We start from the raw sequence: 16,346 nt of genomic DNA, 5'->3' as shown, positions 1-16,346 counted from the left end.
TCATGTTTCACAAGCGACCTAACTCAAACTGGTTAGGATGACTTACGTACTCGTAGGTACCACTCAGAAAGTAGGCGAACCTGTTTCTCGGTATAGCCTTTTTCCATCATGCGAGCGACAAAGTCGTCGTGTTTCTTCTGATCTTCAGAAGAGGTTTTCGCATTGAAAGAGATAACCGGAAGCAGTTCTTCGGTATTGGAGAACATTTTCTTCTCGATTACCGTGCGCAGTTTTTCGTAGCTGGTCCAAACTGGGTTTTGACCATTGTTATTGGCTTTCGCACGAAGCACAAAGTTGACGATTTCGTTTCGGAAATCTTTCGGGTTAGAGATGCCCGCTGTTTTCTCGATCTTCTCTAGTTCAGCATTTAGAGAAGCGCGGTCGAACAGTTGGCCTGTTTCTGGGTCGCGATATTCTTGGTCTTGGATCCAGAAGTCTGCATAGGTAACGTAACGGTCGAAAATATTCTGGCCGTACTCAGAGTAAGACTCTAGGTACGCAGTCTGAACTTCTTTACCAATGAACTCGACGTAGCGAGGCACTAGGTAACCTTTCAAGAACTCAAGGTATTTTTCTGCCACTTCAGAAGGGAACTGTTCACGTTCCACTTGCTGTTCAATCACATAGAACAGGTGAACAGGGTTTGCAGCCACTTCGGTTTGGTCGAAGTTGAATACGCGAGACAGGATCTTGAATGCAAAACGGGTTGATAGGCCGTTCATGCCTTCATCAACGCCAGCGTAATCGCGGTACTCTTGGTAGCTCTTCGCTTTCGGATCGGTGTCTTTCAGTGTTTCACCGTCATACACGCGCATCTTCGAGAAAATGGACGAGTTTTCAGGCTCTTTAAGTCGCGAAAGAATACTGAATTGAGCCAGAGTTTCGAGTGTGCTTGGTGAACAAGGCGCTTTAGACAGCTCACTGTTTTCAAGCAGTTTCTGGTAAATCTTCACTTCTTCCGATACACGCAGACAGTAAGGTACTTTCACTATGTACACACGGTCTAAGAACGCTTCGTTGTTCTTGTTATTACGGAAGGTTTGCCACTCAGATTCATTTGAGTGCGCTAAAATCATACCGTCGAATGGAATCGCCGATAGACCTTCTGTACCGTTGAAGTTGCCTTCTTGAGTTGCCGTCAATAGTGGGTGTAGCACCTTGATTGGCGCTTTGAACATCTCAACGAATTCCATTAAGCCTTGGTTCGCTTTACATAGCGCGCCAGAGTAGCTGTAGGCATCTGGGTCATCTTGCGAGTAATGTTCTAACTGACGAATATCGACTTTACCAACTAGGGACGAAATGTCCTGGTTGTTTTCATCACCTGGCTCGGTTTTCGCAATAGCTACTTGATCAAGGATAGAAGGGCGAACTTTCAGTACTTTAAATTTGGTGATATCACCGCCAAATTCATGAAGACGTTTTGCCGCCCATGGTGACATGATAGAACGTAGGTAACGATGCTCGATGCCATACTCTTTCTTGAGGATCTCACCATCTTCTGTTGGATTAAACAAACAGAATGGGTGATCGTTAACTGGGCTTCGTTCGCCGTTTGCGCTAAGCACATAAACGGGCATTTTTTCCATTAGAGCTTTTAGCTTTTCGGCAAGTGATGACTTACCACCACCAACGGGGCCGAGTAGGTATAGGATTTGTTTGCGTTCTTCCAAACCTTGTGCGGCATGCTTGAGGTAAGAAACAATCTGCTCGATTGCGTCTTCCATGCCATAGAAATCTTTGAAGGTTTCATAACGCGAAATGACACGGTTTGAGAATATACGGCTAAGTCTTGGATCTTGAGCAGTATCAATGACTTCTGGCTCTCCGATAGCCATAAGTAGGCGTTCTGCAGCGTTAGCGTAGGCGCTTTTGTCGTCTTTACACAGGGCTAAGAAATCCTGTAACGACATCTCTTCATCTTTTGCAGCTTCATATCTTGATTGATAGTGGTCGAAAATACTCATGTCGCTTTCCCCTTTAACTAGTCAGTCTACCGACGAACGTTGACGCAGGCTTACCCACCCTTGATATGCCCTTCGTTGTATGAAGTTATACGTCCTGTTATCACGTTTGGTTTGTACTGAAGGCAAGCTAGACAAGACCAAAGACTTTGCTTTATGGACACTTTTTCACTGCAACGAAGAACGATGGATAAGTTCCTTTCAATCACTCCCTTTCTCAATTTAAGCCTAGTCGGGGATTTCCAATTTTGCTTAACAATTATGAATTTATTGCAAAAGTGACATTTGAATCACTGTTTAGAGAATTAACAATTTGAGCTGTGAATAGGAGCGATTGAAATCAGATATGTGGCTTTGAATCACTGAGATTAGTGATTTGTGTGCAAGTTACAGAGAATGAAAGACTTAAGCGTGCTTAACGAATGAGGCTGAATTGTGACAGGGGAAAAGAAAAAGGAGAGCCTTTGCTCTCCTTTTCAAATACTTGCTGGATTATGCACTAAAGATTTGCGCCAGTTCGTTTGCACACAAGTGGTATTGACGAGGGCAGTTGCGCCAAGTTTTTAGCATGCGACGGTATTTGTCTAGCATTGGCATTTGACTATTGAAGTGATGGTCCGCTTTATCAAATTGAGGGTAAAGACCTTCTGAATCCACTAGGAAGCGTACGTAATGCACTTGCTGTGCTTCCGTTGCGATATCAAAGCCAAGGAACTGCAGACGACGTTGGTCCACTTTGCCGCGCTCTTCATCATCCAGCATTTTGTTTGATTCTTGCATTGCATGGTACATCTCCATAATGTCGATGATTTCACGACATTCCATTTCAGTGATGCAGCCAAAATCTTTGTTCAACTCGCGCATTTGCAGCTCGTAACCACGTTCTACAATGGTTTGTAGACGCTTGTATTTTGCCGCATTGCTAGGGTCAAGTTGAGACATTAGGTTGTACTGGTTTGATAGGATCAAACGTTGAGCGTTTGACATTTCCATGATGACCTCACTAAATAATCTAATACATTTTTAATGTGCTTAGGTTAACGTTTCGGACGAAGGTGAAACATGATCTCAACACATATTTAATATGAAAAATGGCAAGAATTATTGAATTTAGCCAGTTTAAAAACGCTGTGTTAACGGGCGATGACAGCTTATTTATGGTAATGGTTGTATATATAATCTCGGTCTGAGAAGACTCGTAGCCATTCTGGTTTGAAAACCGTCAACACAGCCAGTGACATTCCGTTTAGGAGCCCTTCAGGGAAGGCAAGCAATGGAACAAAAACAAAGTAGTTGTGTTGGATGGTTTGCCAGTCGTAATGACCGATAGAGAGGTGGTAAAAAGAGTTAACGAGTAAATGGAGGCTACCAGTGAGCGCACCATTGAAGAATCCCGCTACAAAAATGAAAACGAAGATATTGCGCGGCAGATACTGATAACTTAGCAAAAAAATCAGATAGCTGATAAGAATTGGAACCAGAGCAGAAAGCACCAATGCGCTTGGTAACATTAACAGCGGTACGCCGTGGATCAAGTGATTGACGATCATGGCAGGGATACAGAGAAGAAACGCCATTCGCCAACCGTACATCATGGTTAGTGTAGTCAACGCAAGAAAGTGAATTTGTAACCCTTCTTTCACACCGGCCTGGGCAGACCACAGAATGCTTAGTAAGAAGAGTGTTGCGAAGACCAAATGTTGGAATGGCTTTTCTTGCTCCATTTTAGGCCAAACCACTTTTCTCCAATCGGGAAGGCAATAAACGACCGCGATCCAGCAAACAATGATGACCGAAACGAAATTAAACCAATCCATGTGTTATTCCAACGCTATTCCTGTAAGCTTTACTTACTACTTAGTATTCCTAATACGTCTAGTATGAGTTGGATAGGGCACAAGGCCGATCAGTTTGTTCGACTAGTTTGTACGACACATACACCAACGTATAGGTAAAAAAATACCAGCAAGCTGCTGGTATTTTAAATCTATTCAATAACCTAATGCGCTTAGTATTTCACATTTGAGTGGTATTGGGAAAGAATTGACTGGATTTCATCCATTGTTTCTTTTGATGGTGGGTTGACGCCATCAAGCGGATATTCAACACCAAGTGCTTCCCATTTGTGTGCACCAAGTTTGTGGTATGGCAGAAGCTCTACCTTTTCGATGTTGTCCATATCTTTGATGAACTCACCCAGCATGTGCGCTGCTTCTGGCTCGTCAGTGTAGCCAGGGACTACAACATAACGAATCCAAGTCTTTTGACCAATCTTATGTAAGTAACGAGCAAAGTCTAAAACACGACGGTTAGACACACCGATGAACTCTTGGTGGATCTCGTCTTTCATGTGTTTAAGGTCAAGCATGACAAGGTCTGTCGCATCCAATACTTCGTCGATCACGTCAGTGTGTTTACGGATGTAACCGTTAGTATCTAGGCAGGTATGGATGCCTTCAGCTTGAGCAGCGCGGAAGAAGTCACGCACAAATTCCGGCTGAAGCATTGCTTCGCCACCAGAACACGTAATGCCACCACCTGATGCATTCATGAAGTGACGGTAGGTTTTTGCTTCTGCAATAATCTCTTCAACCGTCACTTCTTTGCCATCATGCGTGTCCCATGTATCGCGGTTATGGCAATACTTACAGCGCATTAAGCAACCTTGCAAGAAGACGATAAAACGAATACCAGGTCCGTCTACGGTACCACATGACTCAAACGAGTGAATACGACCAGTTGTTGACATCTTTTGCTCTCATTTTTAATAAATTCTGACCGTTATTTTATTACAAATTGAAGGGTTAAAACAGTCTAACAGGACTTTCGTTGGCGAGATAATGAGCAAAGAAAACGGCGAATGAAAACTCACACGCCGTATAAGGGTTTTTCTTTAGAAGAAGGCGAATAAAGAGAGGGAACCAGTACCGTAAACGTCGGTTTGAGCTTCTTTATAGTCTGGTGTTTTGACGGTAAAGGTTAAACTCGCGCCGTAGTTTTGGTTGTACCAAGTGGCACCTGCGACGGCACTCGCTTGCCAGTTTTGTAGCGTGACATCGTATTGTTCTGATGGCTCAGGAAGACCAGAGCGATCGCCTTCGATGGTGATGTCATTAAAGCGGTAACGACCTTCGAATCCGGTAAACAAGAACCAGCTAGAGGTGCTTTTAGCCAGCATACTTGCGTGGAATGGGCTTTCAACACTGATGTTTGCCGCACCGATGCTGTTTGCTAGGTTTGTACCCCAACGGAACATCACACCTTGTGAAACATCACTACGGAAGTTACCTGCATTAATGTCGTTTACATTGGTGATTTCCCACTGTGTGCTTTCACCTTCGCTGCGCATCAACTTATTGAATGCGCGGTAACCTACGCTGAATGCGATTTCATCATCAATCTGGTATTCCCAACCTTGCGGATCGGTTGAGCCAGTAATGCCGTGCACGATTTCCTGTGCTTTCTCTGACAACGAGCTTTCACCTGTTGCACCGATAGTGAAGTTATAGCGAACGGCTTTATCTGCAGTCAGTGAGATATAGTTGATTTCGGTATGAAGGTAGCCTGCGTAAGGACGATCGTTAACAAGAGGGTAGTCGGCTTCAATGTCACTTGGTGTGTACATCTTGTGACCAAGTACGATTTCAATCTTGTCTACGTTACTTTGGCTGTTGTCATTAAGTGTGAACCAATTCCACTCTGCGTCTTCACGCAGTTTTTCTGTCGCGTAAGAAAGGAAAATACCGTTGGTGTAATCTTGGTCGACGCCGAAGATACCATCGTTATCTAAAGTGAAAGAGACTGTGGACTTGGTGGATGCAATAGCTGCTGGAGATAGCAGAGCAAGGACGATTAATTTACTAAGTTTCATATATTATGTTTGCAAGCTTTTTGCGCATCATACGGAAGATCACAGACAAAATCTTTCTCAATGTCACAACTTTAGTTCAAGAAACAAAAAAAGGCCGATGCTTTACAGCATCGGCCTTTGTTCTATCACTCAGAGTGCTAATTCAGCTGGTCTTATAGAGACTCAGTGAATGTACGTGCGATTACGTCAGCTTGTTGCTCTGCAGTTAGAGAGTTGAAGCGCACAGCGTAACCAGATACACGGATTGTTAGCTGAGGGTATTTCTCTGGGTGCTTAACAGCGTCTTCTAGAGTTTCGCGGTTAAGTACGTTCACGTTTAGGTGTTGACCACCTTCGACGCCAGCTTCGTGGTGGAAGTAACCATCCATTAGACCAGCAAGGTTAGCACGTTGTGAACCTTCATCTTTACCTAGAGCGTTAGGTACGATAGAGAACGTGTAAGAGATACCATCTTTAGCGTGAGCAAACGGTAGTTTACCTACAGACGTTAGAGACGCTACAGCACCTTTTTCGTCACGGCCGTGCATTGGGTTAGCACCTGGTGCGAAAGGAGCACCTGCGCGACGACCGTCAGGCGTGTTACCAGTCTTCTTACCGTATACCACGTTTGAAGTGATAGTTAGGATAGACTGAGTAGGGATTGCGTCACGGTAAGTCTTAAGCTGACGAATCTTGTTCATGAATACTTCAACAAGTTCACAAGCGATGTCATCTACGCGAGCATCGTTGTTACCGAATTTAGGGTAGTCACCTTCGATTTCGAAGTCGATTGCTACGCCATCTTCGTCACGAACTGGTTTAACTTTCGCGAATTTGATTGCAGATAGTGAGTCAGCAGCAACAGATAGACCAGCGATACCACAAGCCATAGTACGACGAACGTCACGGTCATGTAGAGCCATTAGTGCAGCTTCGTAGCTGTACTTGTCGTGCATGAAGTGGATGCTGTTTAGTGCAGTCACGTACTGCTTAGCTAGCCAATCCATGAAGTGGTCTAGTTTGCCCCATACATCGTCGAAGTCTAGAACTTCGTCAGTGATCTTAGGCATTTGAGGACCAACTTGGATCTTCAGCTTCTCATCCACACCGCCGTTGATAACGTATAGAAGAGTCTTAGCTAGGTTAGCGCGAGCGCCGAAGAACTGCATGTGTTTACCAATGATCATTGGAGATACACAACATGCGATTGCGTAGTCATCAGACTCGAAGTCTGGACGCATTAGGTCATCGTTCTCGTACTGGATTGATGAAGTATCGATAGATACTTTCGCACAGAACTTCTTGAAGCCTTCAGGTAGTTGCTCAGACCAAAGAACAGTGATGTTTGGCTCTGGAGAAGGACCCATTGTGTATAGAGAGTTTAGGAAACGGAAGTTTGAACGCGTAACTAGCGTACGACCGTCAAGGCCCATACCACCCATAGACTCTGTTGCCCAGATTGGGTCGCCAGAGAATAGATCATCGTACTCAGGAGTACGTAGGAAACGAACCATACGCAGTTTCATTACGAAGTGGTCGATCATTTCCTGTGCGTCAACTTCAGTGATCTTACCTTCAGCGATATCACGCTCGATGTAGATATCTAGGAAAGTAGAAGTACGACCTAGAGACATAGCTGCGCCGTTTTGAGATTTAACAGCTGCTAGGTAACCGAAGTAAGTCCACTGGATAGCTTCTTGTGCAGTTTCAGCTGGACGAGAGATGTCACAGCCGTATTTCGCAGCCATAACTTTCATTTGACCAAGTGCACGGTGCTGCTCAGCGATCTCTTCGCGAAGCTGCATAGTCATCTGTAGATCTTCACCGTTCTCAAAACGCTCTTGTAGAGACTTGAATTGAGCTAGCTTGTCTTGCATTAGACGGTCGATACCGTATAGAGCAACACGACGGTAGTCACCGATGATACGACCACGGCCGTAAGCATCTGGAAGACCAGTTAGAACGCCTGATTTACGACATGCTAGGATATCTGGAGTGTAGATATCGAATACGCCAGCGTTGTGCGTTTTACGGTATTCTGTGAAGATTTTCTTAACTTGTGGATCAAGCTCGCGATCGTAAGCTTTGCAAGAACCTTCAACCATACGGATACCACCGTTAGGGATGATTGCACGCTTAAGAGGAGCTTCAGTTTGTAGACCTACGATAGTTTCTAGGTCTTTTTCGATGTAGCCTGCATCGTGAGCAGTGATGGTAGAGATAACTGAAGTATCGAAATCAACAGGAGCGTGAGTCGCGTTCTCTTGTTTGATACCTTCCATTACCTTAGCCCAAAGCTTGTTAGTCGCTTCAGTACCTTCAGAAACTAGGAAAGATTCGTCGCCTTCGTACGGAGTGTAGTTCTTCTGAATGAAATCACGAACGTTTACTTCGTTTTGCCAGTCGCCTGCAGCAAAACCTTCCCAAGCTTTAGCAAATTGCTCTGCCATGACATACCTACCTTTGTAGTAGAAAAAAATACGTACTGGTTCGCCGTTGAGCCAGCTATCTCCACTTTCAAATGGAGAACAGTACACTCTTAATGAATAACAATATTTATAGTCTTAAATAAGAAAGTTTGGGTCATAAAACTATAAATATTGTCACTGCTAACAATGTGGGTTCTTCCCAACCACAATTCAAGGCTACACTAAAAAAATTTTGCAAACCTTAAACTAAATCAATAAATACTAAAAAAACTCAATAAAAATTGGGTAGCGACAAGCGCTACCCACACAATTTTTGAACGAATGTCATTATAGCCAAGCTTTAATGCCATATTGTCCTTCTAGCATACCTACTGCAAGCATAGCGACTAAACAGATAACAAGTACACCTACAGGGATCACAATCTTGTCTACAAATGATAGGCGAGATGCACGCTCTTTATCACCAATTAGACCGTTGTTGTCTAGAAGCATCGTCAGTGCCCAAGCAAGTACTGGGTTAACAACTGCTGAACCAAAGATACAGATGCCTGCTGCTTGAGAATCTTTCGAGTCTTTCACCATTTGCATACCCGCTTCAAGTAGAGGTAGAGATACACCTACAAGAAGAGCAACACGCATTACTGGTGGCCATACCGCGATATCCATTGGGAAACCAAGGATTGCGATGATCATTACTAGAAGACCTAGAAGGATAGCACCACCAGGGATAGGGCGTTTCGCGATCGCTGCTGGGATCATGTAAGTACCCCAAGATGAAGTGATGTTACCACCACCCACTGCTGTACCTACCATCTGACGGATAGAACACATAGTCATTGTGTCATCAACGTCCATTAGTACTTTTTCAGTTTTTCTAGGGTAGTTCAGTTCTTGGAAGATACGGTGGCCAAGGAAGTCAGGAGACCACATTGCTACTGCTAGGATTGCAAACGGTAGTGATGCGATGAAGTGTTCCATATTAGGAAGACCTAGCATCCAACCTTCTTCTGTGCTGCCCCACCAGTAAACTGGGTTTAGGTTAGGAAGACCTGTTTCAGTTACGAATTTAATATCGAAACCTGCACCTAGTACAAGCGCGATTGCAAGGCCTGTGAAAGCACATACTGGAATTGCTAGCCAACGCTTGTTCACTTTTGCAAGGAACGCATATAGCGCGATAGTCACTGCAAGTACGATAAGACCAACGTAACCCATGCTGCCCGCTTCAACAGTAGAAGATTGTAGACCAACCGCCCATTCTTGAATCGAAGTAATTTGGCTCATGGTACCTGTTAAGCCCAAGAAGATAAGCAAGCCGCCGGCTGTACCTTCCGAGGTGAGGTTCACCAGTTTGGAGCCGCCTTTTAAGGCACTTAGTAGAAGACCGAATACACCGATTAGAATTGCCAATGCAAGAGGGTGGGCACCAGCTAGAGCGATGGTACCAATAAGAGGGATCATTGGACCGTGGTTACCTGCAAGGTTGGCTTTAGGGTTAACAAAACCAGAAGCAAGTACACAGAAAAGGAGTGCAGGGATAAGCATTTCTACACGAGCAACTTCGATAGCAAAATCTTTGCCTAAGTTAACGTGGTCCCATGCTGCAGTAAGACCTTCAGCCCAAGACATCATTACCGCAGAGTACATTGCGATAATACCGATAGTACCAGCAAGTGCTGGAACAAGGTCTTCAAGCTCAAAGCGGAAGTCACGACCTGGTAAGTTCAAACCATAGCGACGTGGCTTCATGATTTGTAGTTCGTGGTCTAGGTAGTCTGAACGGCTTGCGAACTCAGATGATGGACGGTGAAGCTCGCGGTAGCTTTTAGTCTCGATATCCGAATCAGAGTGCGCTTTATTCACTGCGTCTGACATAGATTCCTCATATATTTAAAAGTTATGAATTCTAAATTGAATTGTGTTTTTCCGCTTCCTGCGGCACTTCCTATGCTAGCTATTATTAGATTTTGTTGCACGAACAACTCGTGCCTAAGCATAGCTAATAACTTGTTGTGTTGAGGCACAAAAAATTCCTCATCATTGGGGCGGAGTCTAGCAAGATAGCCCTTTGGGGTGATTGATTTAGATCACTTTAAGAATAGATGTGAAAGAAAACTACAGAAAGTGTCTGGCATGCGAACAACATGGTTATTTCGTGTGTAATTCGATTACACAAGTTGCATAAAATTAGACTTTGTTTTGCAGAAATAGTGCTCAATAATATTTATTGATGTCATTCATAGGTTGTATAAAAAGCTGGCTTCATTCTTGCTTAGTACCGAGCAGAGACGATTTTTTGGCTAATCATTGCCGCTCAGTTTAGGAAGAAGACATGAAACAGCTTAAAGTACTGCCGCTAGTGGCAATTATTTCGGGATTAATGGTCGGTTGTGGCGGCGGCGGTGGCGGCGGTGGCGGTGCATCGAAAACAACTTTCACTATTGATTTTGCGATTCCGGCGACCTTATCTGAGAGTGATGCTAAAGCGCAAAACTGTACCGTTTATGATCGAGATACAGATTCGAATGGTGACGCTACCGTTCTAACATACAGCCAAGCATCGAAAGCTCAGGTTACGAATAACGTTATTGGCTATTATTCTGATGCTGATGGCAAAATGGTTGGTGACATTATTAAACCAACCAGTGATAACTTTAAGTTTGTTTTAGAGGACATTCCTGAAGACGGTTACATCACCATCCAAGCTCTTGAATTCAATGGTAGAGAAGTGCGTGTAAACTCATTCTCTCGTGAGTTTTTGGAAGATAAACAATTACGTAATGCGACCTTTGCTCTAAACCGTGAATCATTGAATAAGTGTTTTACTGGCGGCAACTTGTCGGATAAAACGTTCAAAAACCTTTCATATCGTAACGCGGTATCAGGTGGCGGCGATTATCATTTCGTATCGCAAAAGGACGTTCTAGAGTCTCCTAATAGTGATATGACTTCAGATGAAGAACTATTGGGTTTCAATGGCGAGCCAACCGTTTTATTCCAATATGAAATTGGCTTAGACAACAAATCGCTGTATCAATATGGAATCGGTTCTTGGGGTACTGGTGATATTGATCTAGTCACGACTGATGTTGTTTCTAGCATTTACTCATCATCAAACTACAAGTTTGACTCTCTAAATGTTGGTTTTGTAGCGAATGACTATTTATATGATGCCGTCGAGTTGAGTAATTCCGCTGATGAATATCGTCGACCAAGTGAAGCCAAGAAAGAAGAGTGGGTTTACTTAGCGGTTGATGAGAATGCGACTAACGGCTGGGATTCATTGCTAACTGGCACTATTGACTCTAGTTGGGATATTGATGTTGATCCAAGTGCTTACTTAAATATCAACAACTTGCAAAACTCAAAACCTAGCGTTATATCTCAGAGCGGGCGTGAGTCTGTGATTGATATTAATATGGGTTTCACTAGCACTACAGAAGGTTTTGTTCGCACTGCGTACTTTGCCGCTTCTGGTGATTACAAAGTAACGCACCGTATCTTCACTAAAAGCAATAGTGATTATGTAGTGGTACCTGAACTTGACTACTACAACTTCCCATCTTCAGCAGTAAATGGCTTGAAAGTATCTGAAACGGATAATTTTAACCGCTCTGCGATCATTCTTAATGACGAGAGCGACATTGACTCAGAAGTGTTTATGAGTTTCTTCTCTAACGGCGAAGCTTCTGAACCTGAATTGGAAGCCGATCTTGATGGTATTCTAACTTCTGAGAAAGATGGAATGGAAAGTGAAGTGACGCTACGCACCTCGAACTCTCTTGTTGTAACGCGTTTTAATTAACAGTCAACAAAGCAAGAGTTAATTAACAGTTTTGTATCTTATTTAGCCCCTCTCTTGAGGGGCTTTTTATGTCAATTATTCAACAATAAAAGAATATAACGCTAAATATTGCATATTCATTTGATTGTTGTATCTATCTATTCGAATTATTTAGGTTAATAATTTGTTGCAACTTCTCTGGTGTGGTGATAGGTTGTTCCAATTCAAAGAGGGCGGAGTCCCTTATTGCAGTGATTAAAACACAGGGAGTTAGGCGCAATGAATGACGTACCAGCGCTAGATATCAAAGACCTGCACAAAACATTTGGACAGAATGAAGTTCTTAAAGGCATTTCACTTGCCGCTCATAAAGGGGATGTTATCTCCATCATTGGCTCTTCCGGTTCTGGTAAGAGTACCTTCCTAAGATGTATTAACCTTCTTGAAACGCCTACTGCTGGTGAGATTTGGGTAAACGGCGAGCTTATCCAAATGAAAAATAATCGAGCAGGGGAGTCCGTTCCTGCCAACGAAAAGCAAGTACAGCGTATTCGCTCTCGTTTAGCCATGGTATTTCAAGGCTTTAACCTTTGGTCACATCTAACCGTTCTAGAAAACGTGATTGAAGCACCAGTTCATGTTCTTGGCGTGCCGAAAGCACAAGCGATTGAAAACGCAGAGCTGCTTTTGAAAAAAGTTGGGCTATATGAGCGCAAAGATTACTACCCAGGGCATCTTTCTGGAGGTCAGCAACAACGTGCCGCTATTGCTCGTGCTCTTGCAGTAGACCCTGAAGTGATGTTGTTCGATGAGCCAACCTCCGCACTCGATCCTGAGCTAGTTGGTGAAGTTTTGGGGGTAATGCGAGACTTGGCAGATGAGGGCCGAACCATGTTGGTTGTGACTCATGAAATGGCTTTTGCGCGTGACGTATCTAACCATGTGATGTTTTTGCATCAAGGCTTAGTGGAAGAACAGGGAGATCCAGCTAAGCTATTTACAAACCCAGATTCAGAACGATTACAGCAATTTATCTCATCAATCTACTAATATTTCTTGGGTGGCAGTCTTTTGCCACCTATTAAGCACAACAATCAAAACCAAATAAAAGCAATCACAGGAGTATGGAAATGAAAAAGTGGTTATTAGCAGCAACGCTTGCTGCGACGGCAGTGTCTGGTATGGCTCAAGCGAAAGAATGGAAAACCGTTCGCTTTGGTATTGAGGGCGCTTACCCTCCGTTTAGCTGGACAGAAACCGATGGCTCAATCAAAGGCTTTGACGTAGATATGGCAAATGCACTTTGTGAAGAGATGCAAGTGAAGTGTCAGATCGTTGCTCAGGATTGGGATGGCATCATTCCTTCCCTACTTGCCCGTAAATACGATGCGATCATCGCGGCAATGTCGATCACTGAAGAACGTAAAAAGAAAGTCGACTTCACTGGTAAGTACGCTCAAATTCCAAACAAATTCATCGCTAAGAAAGGCGCAGGTTTAGATTTTGATAATCTTAAAGATGTGAAAGTTGGTGTTCAACGTGCGACGACGCATGACAAGTACTTGACGGATAACTACGGTGACGATGTCGAAATCGTTCGCTACGGTTCATTCGACGAAGCGTATCTAGACCTGGCTAACGGTCGTATCGCTGCGGTATTGGGTGATGCGTCGGCACTAGAAGAAGGCGTACTAAACAAAGCCGGCGGTGAAGCGTATGAGTTTGTTGGTCCTTCTTTAACTGACCCTAAATGGTTCGGTGAAGGTATGGGGATTGCCGTTCGCAAACAAGATAAAGATTTGACGAAGAAGCTAGACGCAGCGATTAACGCTCTACGTGAAAAAGGTGTTTACCAAGAAATCGCGGGTAAATACTTCAACTATGATGTTTACGGCGACTAAGCCGTAGCTAAGCGACCGTTAGCTTGTTCCTAGAAGTCGCTAACGGTCGATTTTTGAGTTTTAGGGATTAGGAACTCACCTATGCTGGATCTACAAGGATATGAAGCCTCGATTTTAAAAGGGGCGCTAGTAACCATAGAAGTCGCTGTACTTTCACTTCTTTTAGCCATGATTCTCGGTATGCTTGGTGCGTTAGCAAAACTGGCGCCTTACAAGTGGGCGAGAGCCATAGCGACACTTTACACCACCATTATTCGTGGCATTCCAGACCTTGTTTTGATGATGCTGATCTTCTTCGGTGGTCAAATTCTATTAAACAACAGTCTTTATTCGATCAATGAGACACTCAACGAGTGGTTTACTGCAAGTGACCCTAACCATGAGTGGACTTCTTACTTGCCTGATTATATTGACGTCAGCCCTTTTATTGCAGGCGTGCTGACCATTGGATTTATCTTTGGTGCTTACATGGCTGAGACGTTCCGTGGTGCGATCATGGCCGTAGACAAAGGCGAATTAGAGGCGGCAAAAGCTTATGGCATGAGCCCTGTAATGTCGTTTCGCAGAATCTTATTACCTCAAATGATTCGACATGCCTTACCTGGCTTTGGTAACAACTGGTTGGTTCTACTGAAAACGACGGCATTGGTTTCCATCATCGGTTTGGAAGACATGGTTCGTATGAGCTCATTGGCAGCAGGTACAACCAAGATGCCGTTCACCTTCTATATGGCCGTCGCGATCATCTTTTTGTTCTTTACCAGCGTTTCAACCGGTTTGCTTAAGCTGGTGGAACGTAAATTCAGTATTCACGCGAGGTAAGCCATGGATTTTTCATTGATAATTGAAAGCTTCCCGGTCTATCTTGATGGATTGTGGACGACAGTATGGCTTGTTGCGTTAGCGCTGGTGATTGGTCTATGTGTATCAATTCCCTTAGCTATCGCGCGTAACAGTACGAATTACGCATTAAGCTTGCCATCATGGGCATTTATTTACTTTTTCCGTGGAACTCCTTTGCTTGTGCAGCTCTACCTTATCTATTACGGTATGGACCAATTCTTCCCGGTTAAAGACACACTATGGGAAAACGCTTGGTTCTGTGCGCTGGTGGCTTTCGTACTGAACACATCAGCCTATACGGCGGAAATTATTCGTGGGGCTATTAATGGCTTGCCTAAAGGCGAAGTCGAAGCCGCTAAAGCATACGGTATGAGCAAGTTTATGACTTATCGCCGCATTATTTTGCCAAGTGCTTTGCGTCGTGCATTGCCAGCTTACTCCAATGAAGTCATCTTCATGCTTCATGGCAGTGCGGTCGCGGGTATTATTACCATTATGGATCTGACAGGGGCTGCTCGTTTGGTGAACTCTCGATACTACGCACCATTTGAGTCATTCCTAACAGCGGGACTCTTCTACATGGCATTGACCTTCATTATTTTGTGGTGTTTTAAAATGGCAGAGAAGCGCTTCTTGGCATACCTAAGGCCACTAAGCTAAATCGTCACCAGCAAAATAGTGAATGAAAAGAAAAAGAGCGTCGATTGGCGCTCTTTTGGTTTTTTGGAAAGTGATTTGGCTATTGGAAAGTAGACCAGATCGGGGCGTGGTCAGAAGGCTTTTCAATACCACGTAGTTCATAATCGATATCTGATTCAACACACTTTTTCGCCAGCGATGGTGTCGCCAGAATAACGTCGATACGCAGGCCTCTATTATCATCGAAACCGCGAGAGCGATAATCAAACCATGAGAAACGGTCATTGACTTCTGGGTGCAGGTTACGGAAAGTATCTTCGAAGCCCCAGTCTAATAAGGTTTTCAACCATTCACGCTCTTCCGGTTGGAATGAGCATTTCCCTGTCTTCAACCAACGCTTACGGTTTGGTTCGCCAATGCCGATATCTGAATCAATTGGGCTGATGTTAATGTCACCCATGACGATCAGTTGTTCATCGTTAGTGTGGTGATCGTTCAGGTAAGTCATCAAATCTTTGTAGAACTGACGTTTGTACGGGTACTTGGTTTCGTGAGCAATATTGTCGCCTTGAGGGAAGTAACCATTTAGAACCGTTACCTTATCTCCGTTCTCATCTTCAAACGTCGCCATGATCATGCGTTTTTGATGTTCTTCATTGTCGGTTGGGAAACCTTTTTGAACGCTGATCGGTTCTTGTTTGCATAGCATTGCCACACCGTAGTGGGCTTTTTGACCGTGAAAGTAAACTTTGTAGCCCATCGCCTCGACATCTTCGATAGGGAATGCTTCATCGTGTACCTTGATTTCTTGAAGACCAATCACGTCTGGTTGGTGTTTGTCGATAAGCGCTTGTAGTTGATGCAGACGCGCACGAAGTCCATTGATGTTAAAGCTAATTACTTTCATTTTTTATCCTTCTCAAGGGGCGTGTTTGC

General features: G+C 43.9%; 13 protein-coding genes. 5 read left to right on the top strand and 8 right to left on the bottom strand.

Features of this window, described 5'->3' with window-relative positions:
- Nucleotides 1–32 precede the first annotated feature (32 nt).
- The 7 genes from QTO06_RS04375 to QTO06_RS04345 form a co-directional block, all read right to left on the bottom strand.
- The gene (locus QTO06_RS04375) at nt 33–1,967 is read right to left on the bottom strand and encodes a PrkA family serine protein kinase (protein WP_331406982.1); all 1,935 of its coding nucleotides are present in this window, start codon (nt 1,965–1,967) and stop codon (nt 33–35) included.
- Between the two features lie 489 nt (nt 1,968–2,456).
- The gene (locus tag QTO06_RS04370; protein ID WP_331406981.1) at nt 2,457–2,957 is read right to left on the bottom strand and encodes a YfbU family protein; all 501 of its coding nucleotides are present in this window, start codon (nt 2,955–2,957) and stop codon (nt 2,457–2,459) included.
- A gap of 158 nt (nt 2,958–3,115) precedes the next feature.
- Entirely contained in the window at nt 3,116–3,781 is a 666-nt protein-coding gene (locus QTO06_RS04365) for an energy-coupling factor ABC transporter permease (RefSeq protein WP_331406980.1), read from the bottom strand.
- Between the two features lie 191 nt (nt 3,782–3,972).
- A complete protein-coding gene (gene pflA, locus QTO06_RS04360) occupies nt 3,973–4,713 on the bottom strand; it encodes a pyruvate formate lyase 1-activating protein (RefSeq protein WP_005431703.1) in 741 nt (246 codons plus the stop codon).
- A 144-nt stretch (nt 4,714–4,857) separates the two neighbouring features.
- Nucleotides 4,858–5,835, bottom strand: coding sequence for a lipid A deacylase LpxR family protein (locus tag QTO06_RS04355; protein ID WP_331406979.1), 978 nt, complete (start codon nt 5,833–5,835; stop codon nt 4,858–4,860).
- Nucleotides 5,836–5,987: 152 nt separating this feature from the next.
- Nucleotides 5,988–8,264 (bottom strand): formate C-acetyltransferase, encoded by a 2,277-nt coding sequence (pflB, locus tag QTO06_RS04350; protein ID WP_009707116.1) that lies wholly within the window; start codon nt 8,262–8,264, stop codon nt 5,988–5,990.
- 306 nt (nt 8,265–8,570) lie between these two features.
- Nucleotides 8,571–10,118 (bottom strand): DUF3360 family protein, encoded by a 1,548-nt coding sequence (locus tag QTO06_RS04345; protein ID WP_005437465.1) that lies wholly within the window; start codon nt 10,116–10,118, stop codon nt 8,571–8,573.
- 457 nt (nt 10,119–10,575) lie between these two features.
- On the opposite strand from QTO06_RS04345, the gene QTO06_RS04340 reads away from it, so the two are divergent.
- The 5 genes from QTO06_RS04340 (at nt 10,576) to QTO06_RS04320 (ending at nt 15,431) form a co-directional block, all read left to right on the top strand.
- The gene (locus QTO06_RS04340) at nt 10,576–12,048 is read left to right on the top strand and encodes a 54K polar flagellar sheath protein A (protein WP_331406978.1); all 1,473 of its coding nucleotides are present in this window, start codon (nt 10,576–10,578) and stop codon (nt 12,046–12,048) included.
- A gap of 258 nt (nt 12,049–12,306) precedes the next feature.
- Nucleotides 12,307–13,077, top strand: a complete 771-nt coding sequence (locus QTO06_RS04335) for an ABC transporter ATP-binding protein (protein ID WP_005446708.1) — start codon at nt 12,307–12,309, stop codon at nt 13,075–13,077.
- A gap of 80 nt (nt 13,078–13,157) precedes the next feature.
- Nucleotides 13,158–13,928 (top strand): ABC transporter substrate-binding protein, encoded by a 771-nt coding sequence (locus tag QTO06_RS04330; RefSeq protein WP_009707114.1) that lies wholly within the window; start codon nt 13,158–13,160, stop codon nt 13,926–13,928.
- Nucleotides 13,929–14,009: 81 nt separating this feature from the next.
- Nucleotides 14,010–14,750: an ABC transporter permease gene (locus QTO06_RS04325; RefSeq protein ID WP_045377857.1), complete on the top strand. Its 741-nt coding sequence runs from the start codon at nt 14,010–14,012 to the stop codon at nt 14,748–14,750.
- A gap of 3 nt (nt 14,751–14,753) precedes the next feature.
- Entirely contained in the window at nt 14,754–15,431 is a 678-nt protein-coding gene (locus tag QTO06_RS04320) for an ABC transporter permease (RefSeq protein WP_045373203.1), read from the top strand.
- 79 nt (nt 15,432–15,510) lie between these two features.
- On the opposite strand, the gene xthA is transcribed toward QTO06_RS04320, so the two are convergent.
- Nucleotides 15,511–16,317, bottom strand: coding sequence for an exodeoxyribonuclease III (gene xthA, locus QTO06_RS04315; protein WP_331406977.1), 807 nt, complete (start codon nt 16,315–16,317; stop codon nt 15,511–15,513).
- Nucleotides 16,318–16,346 lie beyond the last annotated feature (29 nt).

It is taken from the genome of Vibrio sp. M260121 (assembly GCF_036533715.1).
Classification (GTDB): Bacteria; Pseudomonadota; Gammaproteobacteria; order Enterobacterales; family Vibrionaceae; genus Vibrio.
Note: the sequence above shows the minus strand (reverse complement) of the source record. Positions and strands in the feature narration are given on the sequence as shown.